This window comes from Microvirga lotononidis (assembly GCF_034627025.1).
GTDB lineage: Bacteria > Pseudomonadota > Alphaproteobacteria > Rhizobiales > Beijerinckiaceae > Microvirga > Microvirga lotononidis.
Map to the genome: position 1 here is coordinate 660,881 of NZ_CP141048.1, position 26,811 is coordinate 687,691.

Consider the following 26,811-nt stretch of genomic DNA (forward strand, 5'->3'; position numbering starts at 1 on the left):
CTTGGCGGAAACAAAAGCCGCGCTTGTCGTTTATTCTGCAAATCACCGATAAGGATACGTTAATGCGCGCTTGGATCCCTTGCTCTGCAATGCTTCTGGCTGTCCTTCTCCCGGCTGCCGCCTCGGCGCAGCCGGTCTACGGAAACGGCAATTTCTACGGCAATACTTACATCGCTCCGGGCTATGACTACCCTTATGCACGGACGGAGGATGGTTACCGTGAGAGCTATCCCCTCGTGACCCGTCCGGCGGCTCGCGCCTCCCGGGCTGAGCGCATGGCGGGCTATCCCTACGACGTGACCACCACCGGCAGCACCGTGGCCTCCCTGCCGCAGGATTATGGGAACGGCACGGGCTACGACAACAGCATCGATTATGCGATCGCGCCGCAGTTCCAGCGCCAGCTCGTGTCCTATCCGGGCAACGAGCGTCCGGGCACGATCGTGGTCGATACCAACAGCAAGTTCCTCTATCTCGTTCAGGACGGCGGCCGCGCCATCCGCTACGGCATCGGCGTCGGCCGCGAAGGCTTCGAGTGGCGCGGTCGCCAGACCGTTTCCATGAAGCGCGAATGGCCGTCCTGGCGTCCGCCGGCCGACATGCTGCGCCGCCGCCCGGACCTCCCCCGCTTCATGGAAGGCGGACCGGACAATCCGCTCGGCGCGCGGGCTCTCTATCTCGGCTCCACGCTCTACCGCATCCACGGCACCAACGAGCCGCACACCATCGGACAGGCCGTTTCCTCCGGCTGCATCCGCATGCTCAACGACGACGTGACCGACCTCTACAACCGCGTGAAGGTGGGAGCGAGCGTGGTCGTTCTCTGATTACGCCGCACACGCGATTTCTGTTACTCAGATGGCCGGGCTCGCCCCGGCCATTCGCTTTTGGAATCGTGCCTCGTCCGGTGTAAAGCTCCCCGGCCGCCGCACGGGAGCCGCCATGAACTACGTTTATCTCTTCGCCGCCATCATCAGCGAAGTCATCGCGACTTCGGCCCTGAAGGCGTCCGAAGGCTTCTCGCGCTTCTGGCCATCCGCCATCGTGATCCTCGGTTACGGGATCGCCTTCTATTGTCTCTCGCTGACCATGCGCACGATCCCCATCGGCATCGCCTATGCGATCTGGTCGGGCGTCGGCATCGTGCTGATCGCCCTCGTGGGTCTGCTGCTCTATCGCCAGGCGCTGGACCTCCCCGCCCTGATCGGCATGGCGCTCATCCTGACGGGCGTTCTGGTGATCAACCTCTTCTCAAAGACCGCAGGTCACTGAAACGAAAACGCCCGCCGGATGGCGGGCGCTTCCGAAGAGACCGAGAGGTCATCAGGTCCAATCGCCCTCGTCGCCGCCGTCGCCGCCGAAGTCGGAAAAGTCCTGGTCGTCTTCCTGCGGGTCCTGCTTCTGGTCCGGGTAGAGCGCATCCGTGATGTTGCCGAAGCCCGCATTATCCGCCGCCTGGTCGGCTCCGCCGAGGCCCGCCAGGGAGGATGCCTCGCCCAAGGGATTGTTGTTGCCGCTGAAGGCGTGGCTCAGGGCATTGGCGATCATCATGCCGCCCGCGACGCCCGCGGCCGTCGTCAGCGCGCTCCCGAGGAACCCGCCTCCACCCCCGCGCTGCATGGCGCCGCCCCAGGGGCCGGTCGCGCCACCCATCGGGCCGCTCTGCGGGGCGCCGTAAGGCTGCTGCGGCATCGGTTGAGGCTGGGGCTGGCCCCAGGGTGAAGCCTGACGGGACGGCGGCGCGTTGTAAGCGGGCTCCGGCGGCCGTGATGCGCCGCCGCCGAAGATGCTGGAAAGGAAACCACCCTGCTGCTGCGGCGGCTGGCGGCTCATCCGGTCGAACTCGGCGCGCAGCCGCTCGTTGTCGGCCTGGAGATTTGCCAGCGCTTGCTCCTGAACGAAGACCGCCTGGGCCAGGGCATAGGGCGCATAGGGCTGCCGGCGCAGCTTGTCGGCGATATAACGCTCCGCCTCGGGGTCGCGCGGCTGGTTCGCCACCTGCTCAAGCCGTTGAAAAATATCGTCGATGACCTGACGTTCCTGATCGTTCATCGCATCCTCCTTCAAGGAATGTTGGTGAAGGATGTAAGCATGCCCCGGCCTTTTGTTAGGGGCCGACAAGGCCGAGGCTGCGCATATTCCGCACGCCCTGCGGGGCTATGCTTTCCAGGTCCCGAAGGCCGCGCCACTCGGCGCCATGCACCTCCCGCAGGTCGGGTCGGAGGGCATCGTCTTCCGATGCCCTCACCACATAACGGATGTCGTGATGCCAGTGCTCGGGCTCGTCCCGTTCCGGCCGCGCCGGGATGCGGTGGCTGTCGATATCGATGGGCAGCCCGGCCTCCCTGTGCCACGGGTCGATGGCAAGGTCATGCATCCCGGTCTCCTCGACCGCCTCGCGCAGGGCCGAGGCCATGAGATCGTCGGGCGCCTCGTAATGGCCGCCGGGCTGCAGCCATCGCTCCAGGGCGCGATGGTGGATCAGAAGGACCCGAGAGCCCGTCCGGTCGAGGATGAACGCCGACGTGGTGACATGGCCGGGGAAGGTGCGGCGCGAATGAATGTCGTCCCCGGCCTCGATCTGGCGCCGCAGGATCGCGTGCCGTTCATCGGGCAGGCCGAAGGCCCTGGCGTGATCGTCCAGGATCTTGCCGACCTGATGGCGGAAGGCGGCCGGATCGAAGCTCACCACGACCGTTCAGCCTTCCATCACCTTCGCGAAAGCAGCCTTGTAATCGGGATGCCAGCGCGAGAGCGGCGGGCGGTTCTCGATGAGGTCCTCGGCGGCCCAGCGGATGCGCTTCTCGTCCATTTCCCGCGTCGTCTCGTTGTCGGGGCAGAGCACGTAGAAGTCGCCTCGTTCCAGGGCCGGCAGCAGGAAATCGACGACTTGCTCCGGCTCCCAGGCTCCGGCCGGCTTCTCGGTGACGCCCCTCGCCTTGGTGAAGCCCGTATAGACGAAGCCCGGGATGAGGAGATGCGCGCTCACCCGGCAATCGGGCCGGTTGCGCAGCTCATGGGCCAGGCCTTCCGTGAAAACCTTCACGCCCGCCTTGGAGATGTTGTAGGCCGTGTTGCCGGGCGGCGTGGTGATGCCCTGCTTCGACCCGGTATTGATGATCGCGCACGGGGTTTTCTGGTCGATCATCGACGGCACGAAGACCTGCACACCGTTGATGACACCCCACAGATTAGTCTCAAGGATCGCGTGCCAACGCTGCAGGTCGCCGAACATTTCGCCGCCGCCCTCGGTACCGGCATTGTTCATGAGCAGCGCCACCTCGCCGAAGGAGGCATAGACCTTCTCCTTGAGCGCCTCGACGTCACCCAGGCGGCTGACGTCGGTCACGACGGCCAGCACGTTCTCCGGCTTTCGGGCTAAGCCCTTCACCTCCTCCTCAGCGCGCCGGAGAGTCTCGCCCTCGAGATCGGCCAGACAGACCTTCATGCCGAGTTCCGCGAACCGCTTGGCGGCCGCAAGCCCGATGCCGCTGGCGGCTCCGGTGATGACGGCGACGCGGTTGGGGGCGATTGCTGGATGCTGAGCCATCGTTGGGATCCTTCATGCCTGAGGTGGAGGCGTTTGCGATTCGATGATGGGGCCAAAGTGGCGCTCAGCGGCCCGTTCGCCAAGCCCGGCAGAGCGATCGGCCGCCTGTGTCCGGCGCATCGTTCATCGATTCGCCCGTTTCGGAAGAATGCAATCGAGATCACCGGCACAGAGCCGGTGATGACGTGGTGGTCGGCTTCTCCATTTCGCTTAAAGAAAAAAGCCCCGCATCGCTGCGGGGCTCTGGAGGTAGTACGCTACTCCGCGTCCGGCGATTTCAACGGCCGGACATTCGTTTCGACTTCCTCCTCGTCGAAGAGGGTCGGATCCTCCTCCTGCGTGTCGAGGCGGGTCTTCTTGCGCAGCGCCACGTATTTCTTCTGGATCTTGGTGCGGCTCTCGCGGGCGATCTCGAGGGCGCCCTGCATGAGGGAGCGCTCGGCCTTCTCGTTCTGCAGCTCCTCGGTCAGGCGGCGGTTGGCGGCCTCCAGGGTGTTGCGGTCCTGCTCGAAGCGCTTGGTGAGCTGGTCGATGCGCTCAGAGAGGCTCGCCACCTTGTTGTCGGAGCTTTCGATCTGGAAGTCCTTGGCCGCGATGGCCTTGCCCAGCATCTCGACACGCTCCTGCAGCTCGATGCGCGAGCGCTGGAGCTCGTTGACCATGGCCACCTGGCGCTCGACCTCCTGCTGGGTCGCTTCCAGGCGGCGGTCGAGGGTGTTCTTCTCGATGCTCGTCTCTTTCAGGTTGCGCTCGACGCCGCGCAGGGCCTCGTTCTTGTCGCGCAGCTGGTCACGGGTATGGGCCAGGATCTTGTCGGTCGCGGCCAGACGGGAGTTGAGGCCCTCGATCTTCATGTCCAGCGCCGAGAGATCCGTCTGATGGGCCGAGCGCTCGGAATCGATCTGGGTTTCCAGGCGCTGGCGCAGCACTTGCTCGCCCATGAGCTTGGTCTCGAGTTCGGAGGCGCGCTGGCGCGTGGCCTCCAGCTGGGTTTCCAGCTCGCCATAGCGGTTGGTCAGGCTGGAAAGGCGGTAATTCTGCTCCTCCGCCACCTTCTGCAGGCGCTTGACCTCGTGGTCGAGCAGGCCGTTTCGCTCCCGGGTCTCGATGAGCTCCCGCTCGGCGCGCGCCACCGTGTGGTCCGCCTCCTGGGCTTCGAGGCGCAGGGCCTGGTTCTCTTCCGTGATGTTGCGGGCGCGCTCGGTCTCGATGGAGAGCTGGTTCTCCAGATCGGCGACGATGGCTTCCTTGTCCTTTACGTTGAGACGCAGGTCCTCGATGAAGGATTCCTGCTCCCGCACCCTCGTTTCCGCCTTGCGCAGTTGCGAAACGGCGGAATTCAGGTCGTCCACCGTCCGGGCGTGGAGGCCGCTGAGGTCGGAGAGCTCCCGGCGCAGAGCCACGGTCGTGTCCGTTTCCTGCCGCAGCACCGCCTCGGTTTCGAGAAGGCGCGACTGGAGCTGCGGATAGCTGCGGATGAGATCGTTCACAGGTTCATTGAGGAGGGCGAAATCCTCCTTGAGGCTGCGGATTTCCTCCAGCCGGTCGATCATGTTGGCGAAGCGCACGCGGATCAGCTCGTTCTTCTGGCCGACGGAATCGAGCGCTACATTGGGGCGAACGACGATCGCCCCGCCCTTCTCGGAAGGCGCCGCGACGGGCGCGGAGACGGCCTCGACGATCTCGCCCCTCCCGGGCAGGGAACCGACAATGGCCTCTTCCTGCTTCTTGCCGAAACGGCTCCTGAACGATGTCCAACCCGAAGACATGTGCTGGTCCTTACGCCCCTGAAATTCATGCTTTCCTAACTTTTAGCCTAGATGGCCGCATTTTGGAAATAGAATTTCGTTGCGTAAGAATGTAGCAGCCTCACTCTGCCGCGATGGTTAACGGCGGGGAAACCCGCTTGCCGAACCCTGCCGCTTCCAGGGTTTCCGGCATGGGACCGCCGGTCGCCCAATCGAGAAGTTCGACCGTGTGGACAATGGGGATTTCCGTCCCCTTCCCGATCTGGGTCATGCAGCCGATATTCCCCGTGGCGATGAGATCGGGCTTGGTCCGCTCGATATTGGCGACCTTGCGGGCCCGGAGCTGAGCGGCGATCTCCGGCTGGAGCAGGTTGTAGGTCCCGGCCGAGCCGCAGCAGATATGCCCTTCCGGCACGTCCTTCACGGTAAAGCCCGCCTGCTTGAGCAGGGTCTTCGGCTCTGTGCGGATCGCCTGCCCGTGCTGCATGGAGCAGGCGGAGTGATAGGCCACCACCAGCGCCGTCTCGCGCACCGGCTCCATGAGCGTCAGGGACGTGACGTATTCGGTGATGTCCTTGGCGATCGCCGAGACGCGGGCCGCCTTCTCGGCATAGTCCGGGTCCTCCCGGAACATGAAGCCGTAATCCTTGATCGTGGTGCCGCAGCCCGATGCCGTGATGATGATGGCGTCGAGCCCCTCCCCGTCCATCTCGGCGATCCAGGCATCGATGTTGCGCTTGGCGAAACCGTGGGCCTCCTCGTCGCGGCCCATGTGGTGGACGAGCGCGCCGCAGCACCCCTCCCCCTTGGGCTGGACCACGTCGACGCCATGCCGGTTGAGGAGACGAACGGCGGCCTCATTGAAGCCGGGCTTGAGCACAGGCTGGGCGCAGCCGGACAGGATGGCGACCCGGCCCCGGCGCTCTCCATGCGCCTTGAAGGTGCCGGGCTGGTCGAGGGGCGAGCGGGCCGGCGCCTTCGCGGGCGCAAGGTCGATCATCGCCTCGAGCCGCCTGCCGAGGAACGGCAACCCGCCGATCACGCCCTTGAGGGGTTTGACGAGCGTCGCGGCCCCGAGCGCGAAGCGGAAGCGGCCTGGATAGGGTAATACGCTGGCGAGAACCCAGCGCAGGAGCCGGTCGTGCCAGGGCCGCGTATAGGTGGCCTCGATATAGGCGCGGGCATGGTCGACGAGGTGCATGTAATGCACGCCCGAGGGGCACGTGGTCATGCAGGACAGGCAGGAGAGGCAGCGGTCGATGTGCTTGACCACTTCCGGCGAGGCGGGCTTACCGCTCTCCAGCATGTCCTTCATCAGGTAGATGCGCCCGCGCGGGGAATCGAGCTCGTCGCCGAGCAGCAGGTAGGTCGGGCAGGTGGCGGTACAGAAGCCGCAATGGACGCAGGTCCGGAGAATCTTCTCCGAGCTTGCCATGGCGGGATCCCTGAGCTGGTCGGGCGTGAAGTTGGTTTGCATCGTTTATCTCACATCGCCCCTTGCCATTGATTGATGGCCTCAATGGGATGGATCAGCATGATGATGTTCAGAATGAGATTGTCGCGGATCCAGAAACCCACGAAAGCCTCCATGATCGCGGCGAGCAGAACCGTCAGCCAGACCGGCCAGATCCGGGCGAGCACGAACCCGATCGTCATGGCGACGATGTCCGACACCGAGTTGATGACGCTGTCGCCATAATAATCGAGCGCGATGTTCGTTGCACGGTAGCGTTCGATCACGGTGTTGGTGTTCTCGGCGATTTCCCAGGCGCATTCGATCCCGATCGCGACGAGCAAAGCGATGCCGAAGGGCAGCGGCTTTCCGATCAGGCGGCCGAAGACCCAAATGCCTCCATAGAACAGGAAACCATGGATGACGTGAGAGGGCGTGTACCAGTCGGTCAGGTGCTGGGAATTGCCTGAATCCTTCACCACCCCATGCCAGAACTCGATAGTGCCGCAGGTGCAGATCGGCGTACGGCCCATGCCCAGCAGGATCGCGGCGGTGAGCCCGACGAGCCCGAACGCGATCCCGGCGACGAGCGCCTTGCGCGATCCATTGGGTGTGCGCGCTTCAGGCGCGAGAGAGGCCGTGCCCGCCATGTCAGATCCCCGCATACATCCGGCCCGGATTGAGGATTCCGGCGGGATCGAAGGAAGCCTTGATGCCGCGCGAGAGTGTCATCAGGGCCTCCGGTTGAGGCTCGAACACGTCGAGGGTGGAGCGGATCTCGGCCGGCGCACGCACCAGGGTGGCATGGCCGCCGAAGGTCCGGGTCGCTTCGCGCAGGACGGACGCGCCTGCGTCGCCGTCGATCGGCGTCGAGATCCAGATGAGCCCGCCGCCCCAATCGTAGAACCATTGCGCATCGAGCCCCTGCGCCACCTGGGCGACCAGTTCGGGGCCCTTCGTGGGAGCCGTGGACACGCGCCAGACGGCCCGGTTGCCGTGATCCGTCAGCAAGGTCGCATCGCGCACCGACTGCCAGAGCGCCTCGGCTCCGACGCCTTCGAGCAGGTCCATGAACCGGAAGCGCTTCAGCAGGCGCTTCATCTCGTTCATCCGGTAATCGACCGAGACCCTGAAGCCTTCGAGCCGGATCAGAGTGGTGCCGCCCCGACGGTCGCGGTCGGGAACATGCGCCGCGCCGTTCACGTCGAAGGGCGATCCGAGGGCCATGGACAGGGCCTGGATGGCCTGCTTGTCGTCGAGCCCGCGGATGGCGAGCGTCGCCATCCTCTCCTGCTTCGGCAGCACCTTGAAGGTGACCTCGGTAAGGAAACCGAGCGTGCCCCAGGAGCCGGCCATGAGTTTCACGAGATCGAGCCCGGTGACGTTCTTCATCACCCGGCCGCCGGACTTCACCACATCGCCGCGCCCGTTGACGAAGCGCACGCCGATCAGGCTGTCGCGGGCGGCGCCCGCCATGATCCGGCGCGGGCCGGAGAGGTTCATCGCCGCCACCGCCCCGATGGTCGGCTCGCCCTTGGTGCCGAGGAGCGCGCGGTAATCCATGGGCTCGAAGGGCAATTCCTGGCCTTTCGCCGCCAGCACGCGCATGACCTCCAGGACCGGCGTGCCGCTGCGGGCGGAAATCACCAGCTCCGAAGGTTCATAGAGCGTGATGCCGCTCATGGCAGACGACGAGATCGAGGCGTCGGTCTGGTTCGGCCGGCCCATCGCGGCCTTCGTGCCGTTGCCGGACACGTTGAGAAGCATGCCCTTGTCGGCCGCCTCGCGGATGATGATGGACGCATCCTGCTCGTCGCGGGGAGTATGAGTGGTCACGCGGCAAGCCTTCCTTCGAGCGGAAACACCTTGGCGGGATTGAGCAGCCAGCGCGGGTCGAACACGCCGCGCACGCGCATCTGCTGCTCCAGGTCCGTGGCGTTGAACTGGTAGGTCATGAGATCCCGCTTCTCGATGCCGACGCCGTGCTCGCCGGTCAGGCAGCCGCCGACCTCGACGCAGAGCTTGAGGATGTCCTCACCGGCTTTCTCGGCCTTCTCCATCTCGCCCGGCACGTTGGTGTTGAACATGACGAGCGGGTGGAGGTTGCCGTCGCCCGCATGGAACACGTTGGCGACGCCGAGCCCGTAGGATTTCACGATCTCGTCGATGCGGTTGAGAACGTAAGGAAGCTGGCCGGTCGGGATCGTGCCGTCCATGCAGATGTAATCGGCGACGCGCCCCGTCGCCCCGAAGGCCGACTTCCGGCCCTTCCAGATTGCCGCGCTCTCGGCTTCCGATTGAGAGACCTTCATGGTCTTCGGCCGGAACGGCTCGGCAATGGCCACGATGCGGCGGAGCATGTCGTCGATTTCCGCATCGGACCCCTCCACCTCGACGATCAGCATCGCCTCCACGTCGAGGGGATAGCCCGCATGGGCGAAGGCCTCGCAGATCTGGATGGCGGGCTTGTCCATGTATTCGAGCGCCACCGGGATGATGCCCGCCCCGATGATCGCCGCCACGCAGGCGCCCGCATCCTCCACCGAGGAAAACCCGAAGAGAGCCGGCCGCGCGCCTTCCGCGGCCCGCAGGATTCGCACCACCGCTTCCGTCACCACGCCGAGCTGGCCTTCCGAGCCGCAGATGAGGCCCAGGAGGTCATAGCCCGGAGCATCCAGGTGCTCGCCGCCGATCTCCACCACCGTGCCGTCGAGGAGCACCATGGTGACGCCCAGGAGATTGTTGGTGGTGACGCCGTACTTCAGGCAATGGGCCCCGCCCGAGTTCATGGCGATGTTGCCCGCGATGGTGCAGGCGAGCTGGCTCGACGGGTCGGGGGCGTAGAAGAAGCCTTCATATCCCACCGCCTGGCTGATGCCGAGATTGGTGATGCCCGATTGAACCCGCGCCGTGCGGTTCTCGAAGCTGACGTCCAGCACCCGGTTCATCTTGGCGACGCCGAGCACGATGGCGTCCTCCTGGGGGATCGCCCCGCCGCAGAGGGAGGTCCCCGCCCCGCGCGGCACCACCTTCACCCCATGGTCGTGGCAGAAGCGCATGATCGCCGAGACTTCCTCCGTGGTGGAGGGCAGCACCACGGCGAGCGGCATCCGGCGGTAGGCGGTCAGCCCGTCGGTCTCGAAGGCCCGGCGCTCGTCCTCTGTGACGATGAGGGCCTCGGACGCGACAAGGCGTCCCAAACCCTCGACGATTTCCTTCCGGCGCGCCAGAACCGCTTCGTCCGGCTGTGGAAATGCAATGGTCATGACACCCTCCCTCAAGGGCCAACGCTGCGTTCAGGTTATGGCTACCTCAACAATAAGGCGGCTTTTCCCGATGGCGTTTTCCAATAATGTAGAATGTCTCTAGGATGGGCCAGGGGCCCAGCAAAGGAGTTTTTGATGCGTTCCTTCGTTCTTTCCGCCGCCCTGCTTCTCGCCGGGCTCGGTTCCGCCCAGGCCCAGGACGCGGCCGCCGGCGAGAAGGTGTTCACGCAATGCCGGGCCTGCCACCAGATCGGTCCGAACGCGAAGAACGCCGTGGGCCCGGTCCTGAACGGTGTCATCGGGCGCCATTCGGGTTCGGTCGAAGGCTACAATTACTCCCCGGCCAACAAGAATTCCGGCCTTACCTGGGACGAGGCCACGTTCCGGGAATACATCAAGGATCCGAAGGCCAAGATCCCGGGCACCAAAATGATCTTCGCCGGCGTTAAGGACGAGCAGAAGGTCAACGACCTCGTGGCCTATCTAAAACAGTTCGACGCTCAGGGCCAGAAGGTCACCCAATGAGCGTTCTTCCCCCTGAAGGCCGGCCCGTGAAACCCCGGGTCGGCCTGTTCGTCACCTGCCTGGTCGACCTGATGCGCCCCTCCGTGGGCTTCGCCGCCGTCAAGCTCCTGGAAGAGGCCGGCTGCGCCGTCGACGTGCCCGTCCAGACCTGCTGCGGCCAGCCCGCCTACAATTCGGGCGACCGCGGCACGACGCGGGATCTTGCCATGCAGGTGATCGAGGCCTTCCACGACTACGATTACGTGGTCGCCCCCTCGGGCTCCTGCGCCGGAACCCTCAAGGCCCACTATCCTGAACTCTTCGAGGAAGATCCGAACTGGCGCGCCAAGGCCGATGCGCTGGCGGCCAAGACCTACGAGCTGACGAGCTTCCTGGTCGACGTGCTCGGGGTCACGAGGGTCGAGGCCTCGTTCGACGGAACTGTGACCTACCACGATTCCTGCTCGGGCCTCCGGGAACTGGGCGTCAAGACCCAGCCGCGCCGGCTTCTTTCCAGCGTCGAGGGCCTGACCCTCGTCGAGATGAAGGACAGCGACGTCTGCTGCGGCTTCGGCGGCACCTTCGCGGTCAAGTACAGCGACATCTCGGGCGCGATCGTCGATGCCAAGGCCAGGAACATCGAGGAAGCCCACGCGCCGACCCTACTCGCGGGCGATCTCGGCTGCCTCATGAACATGGCCGGCAAGCTCACCCGCGACGGCAAGCCGATCCAGGTCCGCCACGTGGCGGAGGTTCTGGCCGGCATGACGGACGAACCGGCGATCGGTGTCGCCAAACCTGCGGCCGCCAAGTAAAAGTCGATCATGACCGTTCATTCCACGTCTCCCCAATTCAAGCAGAATGCCGCACGGGCGCTGAGCGACGACCAGCTGCAGAAGGCGCTCGGCAACGTGAAGCAGGGCTTCATCGACAAGCGGAAAGCGGCCGCAGACAAGCTGCCGGAATTCGAGGCGCTGCGGGATGCGGCGCGGGATATCAAGAACCACACCCTGGAGCATCTCGACCTCTACCTCGAAGCCTACGAGGAGAAGGTGAAGGCCTCCGGCGGGCACGTGCATTTCGCCCGCAACGCCGATGAGGCCCGCGACATCATCCTGACCATCTGCCGCGAGGCCGGCGCCAGGACGGTGACGAAGGGCAAGTCCATGATCTCGGAGGAGATCGGGATCAACCATCACCTGGAGGCGAACGGCATCCGGCCCGTCGAGACCGATCTCGGCGAGTACATCATCCAACTCCGCAACGAGCTGCCGAGCCACATCATCGCGCCCGCCGTCCACCTCAACGCCACCCAGGTCGAGGAGGATTTCCGGCGCGTCCACACGCATCTCGACGCCAAGCGCGATCTCTCGGAGCCCGTCCAGCTTCTCACCGAGGCGCGCGCCGTCCTGCGCGAGCGCTTCCTCGCGGCCGACGTGGGCATCACCGGGGCCAATTTCCTGGTGGCCGAGACCGGCACGTCGATCATCGTGACGAACGAGGGCAACGGCGATCTCACGCAGATCCTGCCGAAGACCCATATCGTGCTCGCATCGCTGGAAAAGCTCGTTCCGACGCTCGAGGACGTGAGCCAGCTCCTGCGCGTCCTCGCTCGCTCGGCGACTGGCCAGGAGATGTCGGTCTACACCACCTTCTCCACGGGCCCGCGCCGCAGCACCGATGCGGACGGGCCTGAGAACTACCATGTGGTTCTCATCGACAACGGCCGCTCCTCCATGCTCGGCACGAGCTTCGAGGAGATGCTGCGCTGCATCCGCTGCGGCGCCTGCATGAACCATTGCCCGGTCTATCACGCGGTCGGCGGACACGCCTATGGCTGGGTCTATCCGGGGCCCATGGGCGCGGTGCTCACGCCGTCCCTCATCGGCGTCGACAAGGCGGGCCACCTGCCCAACGCCTCCACCTTCTGCGGGCGTTGCGAGAGCGTGTGCCCGGTGCGCATCCCCCTGCCCAAGCTCATGCGCCACTGGCGCGAGCGCGAGTTCGAGCGGCACCTGACGCCGGCGACCGTGCGGTCGGGCCTCCAATTCTGGGGCTTCTTCGCCAAGCGCCCCGCCCTCTATCGGTTCGCGACCCGCGTCGCCATGGGGGCGCTTTCTCTCGCGGGCCGTCAGCGCGGACGCTTCTCCTGGCTGCCCATGGCCAAGGGTTGGACCAAGTACCGCGACTTCCCCGCGCCGCAGGGCGAGACCTTCCAACAGCGCTGGAAGCGCGAGCGCAAGGGAGCCGCCGCATGAGCGCCCGCGACGACATCTTCGCCAATATCCGCCGCTCCCTCGGCGTCAACGGCACGGAGAAGATCCGCCACCAGATCGTGGCGGACCGCCTGGAACGCTCGCCCAAGGGCGTCATTCCCCAGCGCGGGCAGGTCTCCGGCGAGGAGCGGATCGCGCTCTTCAAGACCATGGTCGAGATCTCGCTCGCCACGGTGACGGAAGTCGCCTCCCCGGCGGAGGTGCCGCAATCCATCGCGCTCTTCCTGCGGAACCACAACCTGCCCGCCACCCTGCGCATGGGCGACGATCCGCGCCTTCAGGCCATGCCGTGGTCGGAGACCGCGCTCGACATCGCCCATGGGCCGAGCGGGGGCCGGGACCTCAACGCGGTGAGCCACGCCTTCGGGGCCATCGCCGAATCCGGCACGCTCGCCATGGTGTCGGGGCACGAGAACCCCTCTACTCTCAACTTCCTGCCCGACAACCACATCATCGTGGTCTCGGCCAAGGACATCGCGGGCGATTACGAAACCGTCTGGAACCGGGTGCGCTTCGCCTACGGCAAGGGCGCCATGCCCCGCACGGTGAACTTCATCACAGGCCCGTCCCGCTCCGGCGACATCGAACAGACCCTGCTGCTCGGCGCCCACGGGCCCCGTCGGCTGCATGTCGTGGTGGTACGGAATTGAAGGCAAGCTCGAACGATGAACGATAGGCTCCCTCTGCCGGGCGGGAGAGGGAGGAGCCGCTTTCAGCGATTCAATGGCGCGCCAGGAGATGGCTGACCAATTGGTGCGCCTCTTTGACGAGCGACAGGAGGGTCCCGGAGTTCCGGGTGGAGCCGAAGTCCAGGCCCGCGAAATAGAGGCCGGGCTGCGCCGTGACACCCTCCTCGTGCGCCGGCTGGCCGCGTGCGTCGAGCACACCCGGCACCCGCACCCATTCGAAGTCCCCCTCGAACCCGGTGCACCAGATCAGCGCAGCAATGCCGTCCTCTGCCGGATCGAGTGAGAGGATGGGCGGATCCGGGAGGCTCGGGGCGACCGTCTCGGCAGGATCGTCGTCCGCCGCAGGCGCATCGATGCCGTTGGCTGCGATGTAGGCGTCGATGGAGCGCTTGACTCTCGCCGACACCTCGTCCCCGAAGCGGACATTCTCCGCGAGATCGCCCGCGAAGGTCAGGCATCCGTCCTCGATCCCAACCAGGCGCCCGAGAAGAACGACTCCCTGTGCACTGAGCGATTGCAGGCTGAGGGTGCGGCCGGCACCGAGGAGCGGCCGTCCCATGATATAGCCCGAAGAATCGACGAAGTCCTTGCGCGGGACATCGAAGAGGCCGCTGCGCGTAAACCAGAAGACGATATCGTAACCCCGGTAGCGGCGCGCCCCACGCCCGACCCGGCCCGTGGCGAGGAAGACCCTGCGACCGGCCTGCACAAGGTCCTCGGCGATCTGGCCGCCGCATTGTGCGCTGCCGACGACCAAGACGGCGCCCGCCGGAAGCGATGCAGGGTTTCGATAGTCCGACGCGTCGAGTTGCAGGAGGCCCGCGGGCAGGCCGGCGGCCACCTTCGGGCGACGCGGGCGGTTCAGGTTGCCGCTTGCGATCACGACATTGCGCGCCCATCGCGGGCCACGAGAGGTTTCGAGACGAAACCTCTCGTGGCCCCCATGGAAGGAGAGATCAGCGACAGGAGTCAGCGTTTCGACCGGCAAGCGGTTTCGCGCGGCAAAGTCCTCGAGGAGCGCAACGAACGCGTCGCGCGTCATGAATCCGTCCGGATCGGGACCGTCGTACTGGTCGCCGGGCATCATCGAGGCCCAGTTGGGGGTGTTCAGGCGAAAACTATCCCAGCGTTGCGTGCGCCAGGTCTCGCCGATCCGGCTTCGCTCCAGCACGCAATGCCGCAGTCCGGCTTGAGCCAGATAGTAGCTCACGCCGAGGCCGGCCCATCCGCCACCAACGACGGCAACGTCGAGGCAATCGGTATCGGAGGTCATCGAAACGTCCTCCCACAGGTACCGCTATCCCATAAGGACAGGATGATTGTCGCGTCGAAGGCGCCCCTCCCGCGACGCAGATGCATCATAACCTCCAGCGTTTCCGCTGCAAAGCTCGCCATGGGAAGCCGGCACGAAGCCGGACGATATCCAAGAGGCGCAGGTTAAGACCGGTGGTTCTTGATATCCAATGCCGCTTCGATGGCCGCCCTGTCGATGATCGACCAGACGCTCCTGATCCTGTCGCCCCGAAATTCATAGAAGACATTCTCGGTGAAGGAGACCCTCGTTCCATTCACGGGAAGGCCCAGGAACGTCCCCTTCGGCGTACAGTCGAAGCTCAATCGGCTCGCAATGCAGGGCGGATCGGAAACGAGTCTCTGAATGTGGAAGCGGAGATCGGGAATTTCTGAAAAGTCTCTCTCCAGCATCTCGCGATAGCCCGAGAGCCCCACCAGCCGATCATTGTAATGGACATCGTCATGAACGAACTGCTCCAGCTTCGGCCAGTCCTGCGCGTTCAGACAATCGATATAGGCTTGATAGATCTCGGAGAGTTCGGTTCGACTCACGGCGACGATCCTTGTGCTGACCAAGGCCTCCGGTGTGAAGTAGGACGATGGCGAATCCTGCCGTCAAGTCGATAGTGGCATCCCTACCTGCCCCCGGCACAGCACTCGATTCGACAAGCTCTCCAGCTCAGCCATAATCGCCCAGCATGAACGCCGTGATGCTTGGAGGCCCGGCATGTCCATCCCGACACTGATCTTTCGCACCATTCGCTGGTCGGCCTGGGGCGGCTGCCAAGCGGGCATGGAGCATGTGGACGTGCGGCCCGCCGATGGCGGACTTGCCATCTCGGGCGTCGTGATCGCCCAGGAAGAGGAGACCGAGTTCGGGCTCTCCTATCGCCTCAGGCTCGACGCCCTGTGGCGCACCAAGGACGTGATCCTCAGAACCACGGCCGGGCATGTGCTGCATCTGGAAAGCAACGGGCAAGGCTCCTGGCAGGAGAACGGCAAACTTCGACCTGACCTCCAGGGCTGCATCGACGTCGACATCCGGGCGACGCCGCTCACCAACACCCTGCCCATCCGGCGCCTCGACCTGGAGACGGGCGAGAGCACGGACATCCGCCTCTGCTACATCGCGGTTCCCGACCTGATCGTCACGCCGGCCAACCAGCGCTACACGGCCCTCGATGCAGGCGCGCGCTATCGTTTCGAGAGCCTGGAGAGCGGGTTCACCGCCGACCTGCCCGTGGACGAAGACGGCTTCGTCCTGGACTATCCCGGCCTGTTCAAGCGCCTGGGATGATCACGACGCCGCTACCGTGACATCCGGGCACAGGCGACCATACTGGCGCTCCGTTCCATTTTCGTTTAAGTCTTTGATATCACAGGTAGTTTTTAGTAATTCTAAACTAGAACAACAAATGATCGTCTGTTCCTGCAACATCCTCTCCGACGGTGATGTCAAAGCCTGCCTCAAGCCGGGACCGGAATGTCCGCGCACTCCGGCGCAGGTCTATCGGTGTCTCGGCTGCAGCCCCAATTGCGGGCGCTGCGCACGGACGATCCGTGCCATCATGGATCAGGCCCTGGCCGATGCGGGTGTGGAGCCGATCGCGGCCTGCACTCGCGGCTGCTGCCCGACCGTGCTCGAAAAGGCCGCCGCCGAGCCCACCCTTTGAACAAAAGGACTTTCACCCTAGTTGCTAAATCCTCTAAGGAAGGTTCCGGCGCGCCCAGTGCCGAGTGGACGAGAGGGTAGGATGAAGGGTGATCCCAGGGTAATCGAGTATCTCAATCGCGGCCTGCGCAGCGAGCTGACGGCGGTCAACCAGTATTGGCTGCATTACCGGCTCCTGGACGATTGGGGATACAAGGAGCTTGCGAAAGCCTGGCGCAAGGAATCCATCGAAGAGATGCACCATGCGGACCGCTTCATCGAGCGGATCATCTTCCTCGAGGGCTTCGCCAACCTGCAGGTGCTCGATCCCCTGCGCATCGGCCAGAACATCCAGGAGATCCTTGAATCCGACCTCGCGGCGGAATACGACGCGCGCAACCTCTACGGCGAGGCCGCCGCCTATTGCGACAGCATCGGCGACCGCGTCTCGAAGAACCTGTTCGAGGAGCTGATGGCCGACGAGGAAGGCCATATCGACTTCCTGGAAACCCAGCTGAACCTCGTCGAGCAGGTCGGCATTGAGCTCTACGCCCAGAAGCATATCGGCGGGGTCAAGGACGACGAGTGAGCGTTGGATCCGAGGCGCGAGCTCTCTCCGCGCAACGACGGAGCTGCAACCTCGATAGAAGAGACGGAGTGTCATTCCCAAGGGAATAACACTCTCCACGTCATGGCCGGGCTTGTCCCGGCCATCTCGATAAGGTGAGGCTCGACGCTTCAAGGGATCGGGATCACCGGCACAAGGCCGGTGATGACGTGAGAGGGGACTTCCGCGAGGATTTCACACTCGACCGAAAAGAGTCGACCGCCCGCCCCCTAAGGCGGGCTTTTTCTTGTCATGCCGGTTGAGCGAGCTTGCCCGGCTCCTCGATCGTGGCGATCGGCAGGGTGACGAGGCGCAATTCGGGGTCGTCGGGATCGATCCGGATCGTGAAGCCGAGATTGCGGCACATGTCGAGCATGGTGGAATTCTCGCGCAGCACCTGTCCCTCGATTTCGCGCAAACCCTCCACCTTCGCCCACTCGATCATCAGCCGCATCAGCTCCCAGCCCAGGCCGAGGCCCTTGAGGTCCGAGCGAAGGAGAATGCCGTATTCTCCGGTCTCGTGGTTGGCATCCGCGTGGAGACGGACCGCGCCCATCATCTCACCCGTACTCTCGTCGAAGGCGACGAACGCGATGGCACGGGCGTAATCGAGCTGCGTCAGGCGGGCGAGGAATGTGTGGCTGAAATCGCGGACCGGGGCGAAGAAGCGAAGGCGCAGGTCCTCCGGCGTGATCTGCTCGAAGAAGCGCCGGAACTCCGCCTCGTCCTCCGGCCGCACGGGCCTGACGAAAGCGCTCCGCCCATTCCGCAGCGCGATCGTGCGCTCCCATTCCTTGGGGTAAGGCCGCACGGCGAAGCGCGGATGGCCGCTGCCCTTCCGGGTTTCGGGCGCGACCGCCACCCGGGCGTCGACCGCGATCACGCCGGTATGATCGGCGAGCAGCGGGTTGATGTCGAGTTCGCGGATCTCGGGGATGTCGGCCGCCATCTGGGCGAGCTTCACCAGCGTCAGGGCAATCGCTCCCTCGTCGGCCGCCGGGACGTCCCTGTAGGCCTTCAGGCGTCGGGACACCCGGGTGCGGGCGATCAGGTCGTTGGCGAGCTTCAGGTCGAGCGGCGGCAGCGCCAGCGCCTTGTCGTTGATGACCTCAACGGCCGTGCCGCCGCGCCCGAACAGCACGACGGGGCCAAAGGAGGGATCGTCCGCTAGGCCCACGATGAGCTCGCGGGCCTTCGCCCGCCGCACCATGGGCTGGACGGTGACGCCGGTCACGTGCGCCTGCGGCTTCAGGCGGGCGGCGCGCTCGAAGATCTCGGCGGCCGCCTTGCGCACCGCCTCCTCGGTCGTCAGGTCGAGCTTCACGCCGCCGATATCCGATTTGTGGACGATATCGGGCGAGAGAACCTTGACCGCCACCGTGCCGCCCTCGGCGATGATGGGCCCGGCCGCCTCGGCCGCCTCGTCGGGCGTCGTCGCGAGGATGACCGGTGCGGTCGGGATGTCGTAGGCCCGCAGGAGCGCGTCGACCTCCAGCGGATCGAGCCAGCGGCGGTTCTGCGCCAGCACATGCTCGACGACGGCGCGGGCTGCCTCCGGATCCGGCTCGAAGTCATGGGGCAGGTTGTCCGGTGTCTCCATGAGCTGGTCCTGCGCCTCGCGATAGCGCACGAGCTGGATGAATCCGCGGACGGCATCGGCCTCGGTCGCGAAGTTCGGGATCCTCGCCTCATCGAACACACGGGCCGAGTCCGGATCCTCGCCGATCCAGGCGGCGAAGACCGGCTTCTGCCGATACCCCCGGGCGCGGTCGCGCCTGACCACATCCACCACGGCGGCGGCCACGTTGGAAGCTCCGGCAATGGCCGTCGGAACATTGAGGATGAGAATGGCATCGTTGTCCGGATCGGCGAGCAGCGCCTCGAGGGCGCCCGCATATCGGCCCGGCTCCGCATCACCGACAATGTCGATCGGGTTCCCCCGGGACCAGGTCGGCGGCAGGATCGCGTTGAGGGTTTCCCGCGTCCTGTCGGATAGGGTCGCGAGCGTGCCGCCCAGATCAATCAGCCGGTCGACGGCGAGAACCCCGATGCCACCACCATTGGTAAGAAGTGCCAGTCGGTTGCCAGGGAACGGCTTCTGCCGCCCGAGCGTCTCCGCCGCCGCGAAAAGCTGGTCGAGATCGAGCACACGCAGCAATCCGGCGCGGCGGAAGGCGGCGTCATAGACCGCGTCGGATCCGGCCAGCGCGCCGGTGTGGGTCGCCGCCGCCTTCGCCCCTTGCGCATGGCGCCCGGCCTTGATGACCACGACCGGCTTGACGCGCGCGGCTGCACGGGCGGCGGACATGAATTTCTGCGCGTTGTCGATGGACTCGATGTAGAGCAGGATCGCCCGGGTCCCGCTGTCGGCGGAGAAGAAATCCAGGCAATCGCTGAAGTCCACGTCGACCTTGTCGCCCAGGGATACGATGGCGGAAAACCCCACCTGCCGCTGCGCCGCCCATTCTACGAGGCCCGCCGCCACCGCGCCCGACTGGGACACGAGCGCCAGATCGCCGGGCTTGGCGCTGTGGGCCGCAAAGCTCGCATTCATCCTGGCGCGCGGAGCCAGCACGCCGATGCAGTTGGGTCCCACGATGCGCAGGCCATGGGCGCGGGCCGCAAGCCTGACCTGCTCGCCCAGCGAGCCCTCGCCGTAGCCCATGCCCGCCGTCGCCACGATGGCGGCGCTCACGCCGCCCTCCCCGGCCTCCTCGACCACGCCGAGCACCCGCTCGGGCGGCACGGCGACGACGACGAGATCGGGCACTTCGGGGAGCGCCGACAGGGAGGCGAAGCAGGGTCTCCCCTCGATCTCGACATGATGGGGATTGACGGCGAAGAGATCGCCCTGGAAGCCGCCCGCAATGAGGTTGCGCAGGAAGGTCAAGCCGAGAGATCCCGGACGGGGACTGGCGCCGACCACCGCGATGGAGCGGGGGTTGAAGAGCTTGTCGAGGCGATAGGTAGACATGGCGATCCTTCGTCCCGGGGCATTCACGTGACAACCTATTGCGGCCTCTCATAACCGCAATAGGGGTCGAGCCTATTGATCTATCTCAGCCCGGCTCCGCAGGATTCGCTAATGCCGCCTCTCAAAGGACTGGTCGCGTACCCACCGGTAATGGGCATCGGGCATTTGTTCCTCGTTGCCTGAACCGTCGGTCGTAGCGACCAGACGAAAGCCCTGCCGTTCGTAGAAGCGGCGAGCCTGCGCATTGTCCTGGAAGGTCCAGAGATTGAGCTCCGCTCGATCCTTGAGGACGGCGGAGAGTAGAGCCTGCCCGACACCGCGTCCGTGCCAAGCCGGATCGACATACAGATGGTCGAGCCAATCGAGCCTTGCTCCGGCAAATCCGATCAGCCGCTCCTCGGCATGGGCAAGCCAGACCTCCGACGTGGGAAAGACATGGTCGCGGAAAAAGGCCAGATCCTCCTCGGGCGTATGGAGATCCGGCAGGTAAGGCAGGCAGGTGCTGCGGACATGCCGGTTCAAGGCCGCGACAGCCGGCATATCCGAGAGAGCGGCACGGCGCAGGGCGAAGAGGGACACTATTCGGCCATCACCCGCGTCGGCGGGAAGATCACCTCGACGAGGGTTCCTTCGCTCGGCTGGCTGGCGATCTGAAGGGCACCCCGGTTCGCTTCGACGAGCGCCTTGGTGAGCGGCAAGCCGAGCCCGGTGCCGCCGCGTCTGCGCGACGTGGCGAGCTGGCGGAACGGCTCGAGAGCGGCCTCGACCTCCTCGGGCGTCATGCCGATGCCGGTATCGCGCACTCGGAAGGCCACTTCGCCCCGGTCGGTCATGGCGGTGGAGACGATGACCTGCCCGCCTGCATCCGTGAACTTGATGGCGTTGGACACGAGATTGAGCACGATCTGACGCATGGAGCGTTCGTCCGCCACCACAGGCGGAAGCTTGGGGGCGAAGCTCATGCGCATGACGATGCGGTCGCGCGCCGCCTGCGGCTGAAGCAGGGTTACGCAGGACGAGACCAGCTCGTTCAGGCTCACCCCCGTAAAGGAAAGCTCCAGTCGACCGGCTTCGATCTTGGCGAGATCCAGAAGATCGTTCACCAGGCTGATCACATGAGAGCCGGATGCGTGGATGTCCTTGAGGTATTCCTTGTAACGGTCATTGCCGATGGACCCGAAACGCTCCTCGAGCATGACCTCGGCAAAGCCGAGAATGGCGTTCAGGGGCGTCCGGATCTCATGGCTGATGGTGGCCAGGAGATCGGACTTCTGGGCGCTCGCCTCCTCGGCCGCGTGCTTGGCGCCGATCAGCTCGCCCTCTGTCCTCTTGAAGGACGTGATGTCGCGCAAAACCGCGCAGAAGCGCCGGTCCGGACCGTCGCCCAGGCGCCCCATGGTCATGAAGAGCGGGATCGATCCGCCTTGGCGCTCCCGTCCGACAACCTCGCGCCCGTCGTTGAGCAGGCTTCTCATCCCGGGCGAGCGCAGGCTTTCGAGGTAATCGAGGGCCACCATGTGGCTCTCCGGCGCCAGGAGAACCGTGATGGCATCGCCTGCCACCGCCTGCTCGTCGTAGCCGAACAGCGCTTCGGCCGAGCGGTTGAGCGAGAGGATCCGGCCCGTCTCATTGAGCACGATCACGCCGTCCGTGGCCGTGTCGAGGATCGCTTCCAGCTCCTGGACGCGGTTGTCCGGCGGCTGTGCCGTCTCCAGGCTCGTCGCCCTGCGGATGACCATCAGATCGGCCGGTTCGCCGGCCCATTCGGCCGAGGACGAGCGCACGGCGACGGCGATGGTCTCGTTGGCCTGCGTGGTCAGCGCGAGGGCGGAATCCTCGCCCCCTGCTCCGCCGAGAGCCGGAGAGCCGCGGAACAGATGAACGAGACCGCCATCCAACCGGATTTGCTCGACATCCTCGTACCCGGTCAGGTCCAGAAGGAACCGGTTGACGAAGAGGATGACTTCGCCACGATGAACCAGAATCCCGATCGGCAGCCGGTCGAGGATGCCAGGGTGATCCGACGGCACCATCGGCGGCGGCAGGGACGGTGCCCCGAGTTCTTCCCCGGTCTCCGGTTGCTCAGGCGAGGGCTTGTCCTCCTCCAGACGCGCTCCAAGGGCCCGGGCGATTTCACGGAAGGCATTCCGCTCCGTGCTGGAGAGGCCGGATGCTTGAGGCTCCTTCGCGACGGGGCGGCTGCGCTCGGTCGGTTCCGGCTCGTTCGGCTTGGGGCCGGACAGCGCCGCGGCCACTTGGTCGCGCAAGTTCGAGAACCATGTTTCCTCGTCGGAAGGCGCGGAATCCGCAGGCTCCTCGCCCGGCATCTCCTCGGGCGGGCGGAACGGCAGGGTCTCGTCGTTGACTAGGCTTTGCGCAATCAGGTCGGCCGCCGCGTCCGGGATCGTCCGTTCCTGGACGGCATCCATGCGTAGGAGGCCGAAGCCCCGGAAACCGATGAGTTCCCGGTCCGGACCGAAGACCGGCATGCCGGCCCAATCGACCGGAACCTGCAGCGAGGAATTGTCGATGCTCCAGAGGATCGTACGCCCGCTCCAGGTCTCGCGGCGGGCAAACAGGGCTGCGATGCTTTCGTGCGGATCCTCAACGACGCTCCGCGATACCTCCTCCCAGGTTTGGCCGACGATATTGCCCGCCATGGTTCCCACAGCCAGGGGGAGATCATGTGATACATCGGTGAAACGAGTTGCCGCATCCGTGTGCCAGATGAAGCGAACCGGACCCGAACGCCGCTCCGGCAAAGGAGTGGCATCGCCTTCCACGGGCACTGGCAGCTCGATGCTCGGCGGTTCCGATGGCCGAACCACGCGAGGGGCGGTGGTCCCTTTCGGCACGGGTCCGGCGAAGGCCGTCACGAGAACGGTCTCGCCGGTCTCCAGCGACGCCAGGCGACAGAGGGTTGAGACCGGCAGCCAGGGGCGGGACGGATCGAGCCGCAGGCGCTCTTTCAGAGTGCCCTGCCGGGGTGCCAGCCCTCCCGCCAACGCCTTGATCCGATCGCGCGCCCGGAGGCCCGGGAGCATCCGGCCGTTTTCATCGGCGAGCGCATCCTTCAGCCTCTCGGCAGCGGGCGATGCCCAGAGGAGCCTCTCCCCGGCCCGATCCCAGACGAGCACACCCGCTCCCGGCTCGGCCAGAAGGCTCAAGCCCGGCTCCGTGGCAAGCTGCGAGATCAGCGGTTCGAATGGGTTGGGACCACCCGTCATCAACGGCCTTTGCGGTAAAAGATCTGAGAGTCACTCAAGAAGAGCTTCTAGACTAATATCGACTGCCAAGCATGCAAGGCAGGACTCTTGAATCCTTTTACTTTCAGGTAACCTTAATAGGGCGAAGCAGGAGGGAGTTGATTTTGCATCGCACAATGTGATATTGCACTGCACAAATACCGAACGACAAGGAGCATCCCATGGCCACGAATCCGACCCAAAATTACGAAGTTCCCCCGGAAATGCGCGACTTCGCCGAGAAGAGCGTCGAGCAGGCCCGCAAGGCCATCGACGGTTTCATGAGCGCCGCCCAGAAGACGGCCGATACCTTCGAAGGATCGGCGAACACCGTTCAGGCCAGCGCCAAGGATGCAGCACGCAAGACCTTCGCCTATACCGAGCAGAACCTCTCCGCCGCCTTCGACCTCGCGCAGAGAATGGTGCGCGCCAAGGACATGCAGGAAGCCATGCAGATCCAGGCCGAGTTCGTCCGCACGCAGTTCGAGGCGATGCAGACCCAGATGAAGGAATTCGGCTCCCTGGCTCAGTCGGCCATGAAGCAGCCGGGCTCCAAGAAGTAATCTCCTTCTCCCTTAAACCTTGCGAGGACCTCACGATGGCGGAAGTGAAGAAGCCCAAAGCCAAGACGACAGCAAAGACAGCGCAGAAGGCCACCGATCTGGTCGAGATGGCAGCCATTCCGGCCGCCGAGACGATCGAGGCCGTGGCGGAAGCGAAGCCCGCTCTGCTGCCTGCGACGATCGCTGCGCCCGCCGAGGCCGGTGCCATCTTCTCGACCGCCAAGAAGCAGGGTGACGTCTTCCGCAAGGCCATGAGCGAGGCCGTGGCGGCATCCGCCAAGGGTGCCCTGGAAGTAAACGACAAGATCATCGACGCCATGAACACGCAGCGCCATGCCGCTCTGGACCTGTGGCGCTCGGCGATCAGCCCCTCCCCGCTTCCGGAGGCGTTCAAGGCGCAGAGCCAGGCCACGCGCCAGGCCTATGAGACCGCCTCGGCACAATGGAAGGACATCGCCGAGACGACGGCGCTCTGGTTCACCAAGAGCCTGGAGCCCCTGCAATCGGCCCTGCACCGCTCCGGGCGCTGAACAAGCTATCCAGCGACGAACCTTTCGGTTAAGGCTCGGCCCATCCAGGCCGGGCCTTTTCCATGTTCCCCAAACCCGTTCCCGCCGTCATCGCCGTCGTCATCCGCGACGACCGGACCTTGCTCGTCCGCCGGGCCAACCCACCCGATGCGGGCCTTTGGGGCTTTCCCGGCGGGAAGATCGAGTTAGGCGAGACGGTCTCGGACGCCGCGACCCGGGAGCTTCTGGAGGAGACCGGGATCGAGGCTGAAGCCCGGGACGTCATCACCACCCTCGATGTTCTCGTGCGGGATCCATCCGGCGCGGTGGAGCAGCACTACATCCTGATCGCCGTGCAATGCCGGTGGATCGCGGGCGAGCCCGTCGCCGGCGACGATGCCCTGGAAGCACGCTGGTTCGACCTTGCTGATCTCGACCCGGAACGCCTGGCCATGAGCGCGGACGTGGATGTGATTGCCCGACGGGCTCACGCGGCTTCGAATCCCGGCCGGCCCTGACGACGAGGCAACGACAAAAAGGCCCCGCCTTGAAAAAAGGCGAGGCCAAGTTCTGTCTCTTGCTTTGAGGCCTCACGGCCAAACTTCACGCTGCGATCTGCGCACAATCAGCCTTTGACCTCAAGCTGAACGCAGCCGCCATGGTTGATGAAAAGTAAACATTCATAAACCGTCAATCATGTTTCGACTGATTACATCGAAGCATATTGCAACAATCTCTCGCCACCCCTTATTAGACCCGTGACAGGCAATAAATGCCTATCCGATCTTTTGTTGCTAAGCACGGAATACAGTTATGCGTCACTCTGCTCTTGGACTTCTCGCGGCCACTGCGGCTCTCGCCATCGCGGCTTCGACGGCTCACGCGGCTGACCTGCCGAGCCGCTATTCTCCTGCTCCAGCCTACAATGCGCTTCCGATCTTCACCTGGACGGGCTTCTATGCCGGTCTGAACGCCGGCTACGGCTGGAACGTCGGGGACAGTCGCTACTACGATCCGGCCTTCGGCACGGTTCGGGGCAGCCGCGGCGGCGGCTTCGTGGGCGGCGCCCAGGCCGGCTACAATTACCAGTTCGGCATGTTCGTGGCCGGCGTCGAGACCGACCTTCAGTATGCCGCCGTCGGCAACAAGGGCGCGTCCTACGGCACCACGTATTATGACGGCGACTCCGACGGCTTCTTCGGCACGATCCGGGCCCGCGCCGGCGTCGCCTTCGACCGCGCCTTCATCTACGGCACGGGCGGCTTCGCCTATGGCGATATCGGCGGCAACCGCGGCTACGATCCGGTGCTCGGCCATCACACCGGCGACGAGACCAACTGGGGCTGGACCCTGGGCGGCGGTGTGGAATACGCCCTCACCAACAACTTCACCGCCAAGGTCGAAGGCCTCTATGTCGATCTCGACACCAAGGACAACTACGTGCTCGGCGGCCGCGTGAACGTGAACCGCGACGCGGAATTCGGCGTCATCCGCGCAGGCCTGAACTACAAGTTCAACTGATCACGCCGCACCCTCGACAATGCAGAAGGCCCGGTAACCTCACCGGGCCTTTTCGCGTGATCGCACCAGCCAAAACGTGGTCAGGGATCGTTGACGCCTTTGGGCACCACGAACGCACCCTTGACGGCTTCGCTCCGCTTGAGATCCAGCAGGCGCCGCGCGGCGATGCCGCCGGGCTCGGACGAATAGAGTCTGTTGTTGAGCACCTCGATCTGCCAGCGCTGCAATTCGAGCAGGGCCTGCAATCCCCTGATCCGAGCCTGGAGATCGAGAGCATCCTTCAAAGGGTCTGGTCCGCCGGTCGTCATAGGACCATCCCTGACAATCTTGGGATGAATCATGTCTGAACGCGCAATGTTGGGAGGCTGAACAAGAATTCGTTACCGACGGCCTGAGACATCGTCCGAAAGGCCCTTGAGCAAGGAAGCTCAAGCTGGACAATATTACGCCAGAAATATGCTGCCTTCCCCTGTCCAGATTGTCGCGCAGGAACCGGGAAGAGATCAGGTGGTTGCACCTGCACAGCTTGATGGAGATTGTCATGCCCGAGCCACGCCACGAAACGGAAGCCGAGAAGATCCTCGCGACATTGACCGCCGCGATGTCGGATGAGGATGCCCTGATGCGGAGCCGCCATCTCCTGGCTGAAGCCTTGGAGCAGGCGGAGCAACGCGGGCGCCGGATTTCCGGGCACCAGAAGGAGTCGAGCGGCTAGTGCATCGCCCCTAAGCAGCCGCCGGTTTGGCGGCAGAAGCTGCGCCCCGAACAAGGATGAGCGCAACGTTCACGCAAGCGAAAAAGCCAAGCTTCTTCAGACATCTCTAACGATGGGTATGTGACATTTATCAATGATGGTCCGGCCCTTCCCTGCGACATCGACGGCGAGGAACGGCCCCTCGCGAGGGACGTTCCTTCCTCGTGTGTGACAGGACACAGCGGGACGTTCTCGGATGTGGTGACGT

General features: G+C 64.8%; 28 protein-coding genes. 14 read left to right on the plus strand and 14 right to left on the minus strand.

The annotated features are described in order from the left end of the window. Positions 1–89: 89 nt before the first annotated feature. Both U0023_RS02950 and U0023_RS02955 read left to right on the plus strand, forming a co-directional pair. The gene (locus U0023_RS02950) at positions 90–827 is read left to right on the plus strand and encodes a L,D-transpeptidase (protein ID WP_083861445.1); all 738 of its coding nucleotides are present in this window, start codon (positions 90–92) and stop codon (positions 825–827) included. A 115-nt stretch (positions 828–942) separates the two neighbouring features. Beyond that, the gene (locus U0023_RS02955) at positions 943–1,272 is read left to right on the plus strand and encodes a DMT family transporter (protein WP_009763836.1); all 330 of its coding nucleotides are present in this window, start codon (positions 943–945) and stop codon (positions 1,270–1,272) included. 51 nt (positions 1,273–1,323) lie between these two features. Here the strand turns inward: U0023_RS02955 and U0023_RS02960 are convergent, their stop codons facing one another. The 8 genes from U0023_RS02960 to U0023_RS02995 all read right to left on the minus strand — a co-directional run bounded on the left by U0023_RS02960 (position 1,324) and on the right by U0023_RS02995 (position 10,017). Continuing rightward, positions 1,324–2,052, minus strand: a complete 729-nt coding sequence (locus U0023_RS02960) for a DUF2076 domain-containing protein (RefSeq protein WP_009763835.1) — start codon at positions 2,050–2,052, stop codon at positions 1,324–1,326. Between the two features lie 55 nt (positions 2,053–2,107). After that, a complete protein-coding gene (locus tag U0023_RS02965; RefSeq protein ID WP_009763834.1) occupies positions 2,108–2,692 on the minus strand; it encodes an NUDIX hydrolase in 585 nt (194 codons plus the stop codon). Between the two features lie 6 nt (positions 2,693–2,698). Further along, entirely contained in the window at positions 2,699–3,550 is an 852-nt protein-coding gene (locus U0023_RS02970; RefSeq protein ID WP_009763833.1) for an SDR family NAD(P)-dependent oxidoreductase, read from the minus strand. Positions 3,551–3,807: 257 nt separating this feature from the next. Continuing rightward, a complete protein-coding gene (locus tag U0023_RS02975; RefSeq protein WP_009763832.1) occupies positions 3,808–5,319 on the minus strand; it encodes a hypothetical protein in 1,512 nt (503 codons plus the stop codon). A 100-nt stretch (positions 5,320–5,419) separates the two neighbouring features. Next, positions 5,420–6,775, minus strand: a complete 1,356-nt coding sequence (gene glcF / locus U0023_RS02980; RefSeq protein ID WP_009763831.1) for a glycolate oxidase subunit GlcF — start codon at positions 6,773–6,775, stop codon at positions 5,420–5,422. 8 nt (positions 6,776–6,783) lie between these two features. Continuing rightward, positions 6,784–7,401 (minus strand): DUF2585 domain-containing protein, encoded by a 618-nt coding sequence (locus tag U0023_RS02985; RefSeq protein ID WP_009763830.1) that lies wholly within the window; start codon positions 7,399–7,401, stop codon positions 6,784–6,786. Between the two features lies 1 nt (position 7,402). Continuing rightward, on the minus strand, positions 7,403–8,587 hold the full coding sequence (gene glcE / locus U0023_RS02990; RefSeq protein ID WP_009763829.1) for a glycolate oxidase subunit GlcE: 1,185 nt from the start codon (positions 8,585–8,587) through the stop codon (positions 7,403–7,405). Then, a complete protein-coding gene (locus U0023_RS02995; protein WP_009763828.1) occupies positions 8,584–10,017 on the minus strand; it encodes an FAD-linked oxidase C-terminal domain-containing protein in 1,434 nt (477 codons plus the stop codon). Before U0023_RS02995 ends, glcE begins: the two co-directional genes overlap by 4 nt. A 135-nt stretch (positions 10,018–10,152) precedes the next feature. Between U0023_RS02995 and U0023_RS03000 the strand changes: the two genes are divergently transcribed. From U0023_RS03000 to U0023_RS03015, 4 genes are read left to right on the plus strand one after another with little or no spacing between them, the layout of a single operon-like run. Further along, positions 10,153–10,542 (plus strand): c-type cytochrome, encoded by a 390-nt coding sequence (locus tag U0023_RS03000; RefSeq protein ID WP_009763827.1) that lies wholly within the window; start codon positions 10,153–10,155, stop codon positions 10,540–10,542. Continuing rightward, positions 10,539–11,336, plus strand: coding sequence for a (Fe-S)-binding protein (locus U0023_RS03005; protein WP_009763826.1), 798 nt, complete (start codon positions 10,539–10,541; stop codon positions 11,334–11,336). Before U0023_RS03000 ends, U0023_RS03005 begins: the two co-directional genes overlap by 4 nt. Before the next feature lie 9 nt (positions 11,337–11,345). Further along, positions 11,346–12,779, plus strand: a complete 1,434-nt coding sequence (locus U0023_RS03010; RefSeq protein WP_009763825.1) for a LutB/LldF family L-lactate oxidation iron-sulfur protein — start codon at positions 11,346–11,348, stop codon at positions 12,777–12,779. Next, positions 12,776–13,447 carry a LutC/YkgG family protein gene (locus tag U0023_RS03015; RefSeq protein ID WP_009763824.1) on the plus strand — a complete coding sequence of 224 codons (672 nt, stop codon included), beginning with the start codon at positions 12,776–12,778 and terminating at the stop codon, positions 13,445–13,447. Before U0023_RS03010 ends, U0023_RS03015 begins: the two co-directional genes overlap by 4 nt. Positions 13,448–13,517: 70 nt before the next feature. Here the strand turns inward: U0023_RS03015 and U0023_RS03020 are convergent, their stop codons facing one another. Both U0023_RS03020 and U0023_RS03025 read right to left on the minus strand, forming a co-directional pair. Further along, the gene (locus U0023_RS03020) at positions 13,518–14,759 is read right to left on the minus strand and encodes an FAD-dependent oxidoreductase (protein WP_009763823.1); all 1,242 of its coding nucleotides are present in this window, start codon (positions 14,757–14,759) and stop codon (positions 13,518–13,520) included. Between the two features lie 164 nt (positions 14,760–14,923). Further along, positions 14,924–15,331, minus strand: a complete 408-nt coding sequence (locus U0023_RS03025) for an ester cyclase (RefSeq protein ID WP_009763822.1) — start codon at positions 15,329–15,331, stop codon at positions 14,924–14,926. A gap of 175 nt (positions 15,332–15,506) precedes the next feature. On the opposite strand from U0023_RS03025, the gene U0023_RS03030 reads away from it, so the two are divergent. From U0023_RS03030 to bfr, 3 genes are all read left to right on the plus strand, one after another. Continuing rightward, positions 15,507–16,076 (plus strand): putative glycolipid-binding domain-containing protein, encoded by a 570-nt coding sequence (locus U0023_RS03030; protein ID WP_009763821.1) that lies wholly within the window; start codon positions 15,507–15,509, stop codon positions 16,074–16,076. 118 nt (positions 16,077–16,194) lie between these two features. Then, positions 16,195–16,452, plus strand: a complete 258-nt coding sequence (locus tag U0023_RS03035; protein ID WP_009763820.1) for a (2Fe-2S)-binding protein — start codon at positions 16,195–16,197, stop codon at positions 16,450–16,452. An 81-nt stretch (positions 16,453–16,533) separates the two neighbouring features. Next, entirely contained in the window at positions 16,534–17,019 is a 486-nt protein-coding gene (gene bfr / locus U0023_RS03040; protein WP_009763819.1) for a bacterioferritin, read from the plus strand. Positions 17,020–17,287: 268 nt separating this feature from the next. On the opposite strand, the gene U0023_RS03045 is transcribed toward bfr, so the two are convergent. The 3 genes from U0023_RS03045 to U0023_RS03055 form a co-directional block, all read right to left on the minus strand. Further along, the gene (locus U0023_RS03045; RefSeq protein ID WP_009763818.1) at positions 17,288–20,011 is read right to left on the minus strand and encodes a bifunctional acetate--CoA ligase family protein/GNAT family N-acetyltransferase; all 2,724 of its coding nucleotides are present in this window, start codon (positions 20,009–20,011) and stop codon (positions 17,288–17,290) included. 108 nt (positions 20,012–20,119) lie between these two features. After that, positions 20,120–20,590: a GNAT family N-acetyltransferase gene (locus tag U0023_RS03050; protein WP_009763817.1), complete on the minus strand. Its 471-nt coding sequence runs from the start codon at positions 20,588–20,590 to the stop codon at positions 20,120–20,122. Then, positions 20,590–23,238, minus strand: coding sequence for a sensor histidine kinase (locus U0023_RS03055; RefSeq protein ID WP_009763816.1), 2,649 nt, complete (start codon positions 23,236–23,238; stop codon positions 20,590–20,592). Before U0023_RS03055 ends, U0023_RS03050 begins: the two co-directional genes overlap by 1 nt. Before the next feature lie 200 nt (positions 23,239–23,438). Between U0023_RS03055 and U0023_RS03060 the strand changes: the two genes are divergently transcribed. From U0023_RS03060 to U0023_RS03075, 4 genes are all read left to right on the plus strand, one after another. Continuing rightward, on the plus strand, positions 23,439–23,819 hold the full coding sequence (locus tag U0023_RS03060) for a phasin (protein WP_009763815.1): 381 nt from the start codon (positions 23,439–23,441) through the stop codon (positions 23,817–23,819). 35 nt (positions 23,820–23,854) lie between these two features. Beyond that, complete coding sequence (locus tag U0023_RS03065; protein ID WP_009763814.1) at positions 23,855–24,349, plus strand: phasin family protein; 495 nt, start codon at positions 23,855–23,857, stop codon at positions 24,347–24,349. A 62-nt stretch (positions 24,350–24,411) separates the two neighbouring features. Beyond that, positions 24,412–24,846 carry an NUDIX hydrolase gene (locus tag U0023_RS03070; RefSeq protein ID WP_009763813.1) on the plus strand — a complete coding sequence of 145 codons (435 nt, stop codon included), beginning with the start codon at positions 24,412–24,414 and terminating at the stop codon, positions 24,844–24,846. 295 nt (positions 24,847–25,141) lie between these two features. Continuing rightward, positions 25,142–25,849 (plus strand): outer membrane protein, encoded by a 708-nt coding sequence (locus tag U0023_RS03075; protein ID WP_009763812.1) that lies wholly within the window; start codon positions 25,142–25,144, stop codon positions 25,847–25,849. An 80-nt stretch (positions 25,850–25,929) separates the two neighbouring features. Here the strand turns inward: U0023_RS03075 and U0023_RS03080 are convergent, their stop codons facing one another. After that, positions 25,930–26,157 (minus strand): hypothetical protein, encoded by a 228-nt coding sequence (locus tag U0023_RS03080; protein ID WP_009763811.1) that lies wholly within the window; start codon positions 26,155–26,157, stop codon positions 25,930–25,932. A gap of 233 nt (positions 26,158–26,390) precedes the next feature. Here U0023_RS03080 and U0023_RS03085 point away from each other — a divergent pair, with 233 nt between their 5' ends. Continuing rightward, entirely contained in the window at positions 26,391–26,564 is a 174-nt protein-coding gene (locus U0023_RS03085; protein ID WP_009763810.1) for a hypothetical protein, read from the plus strand. Positions 26,565–26,811 lie beyond the last annotated feature (247 nt).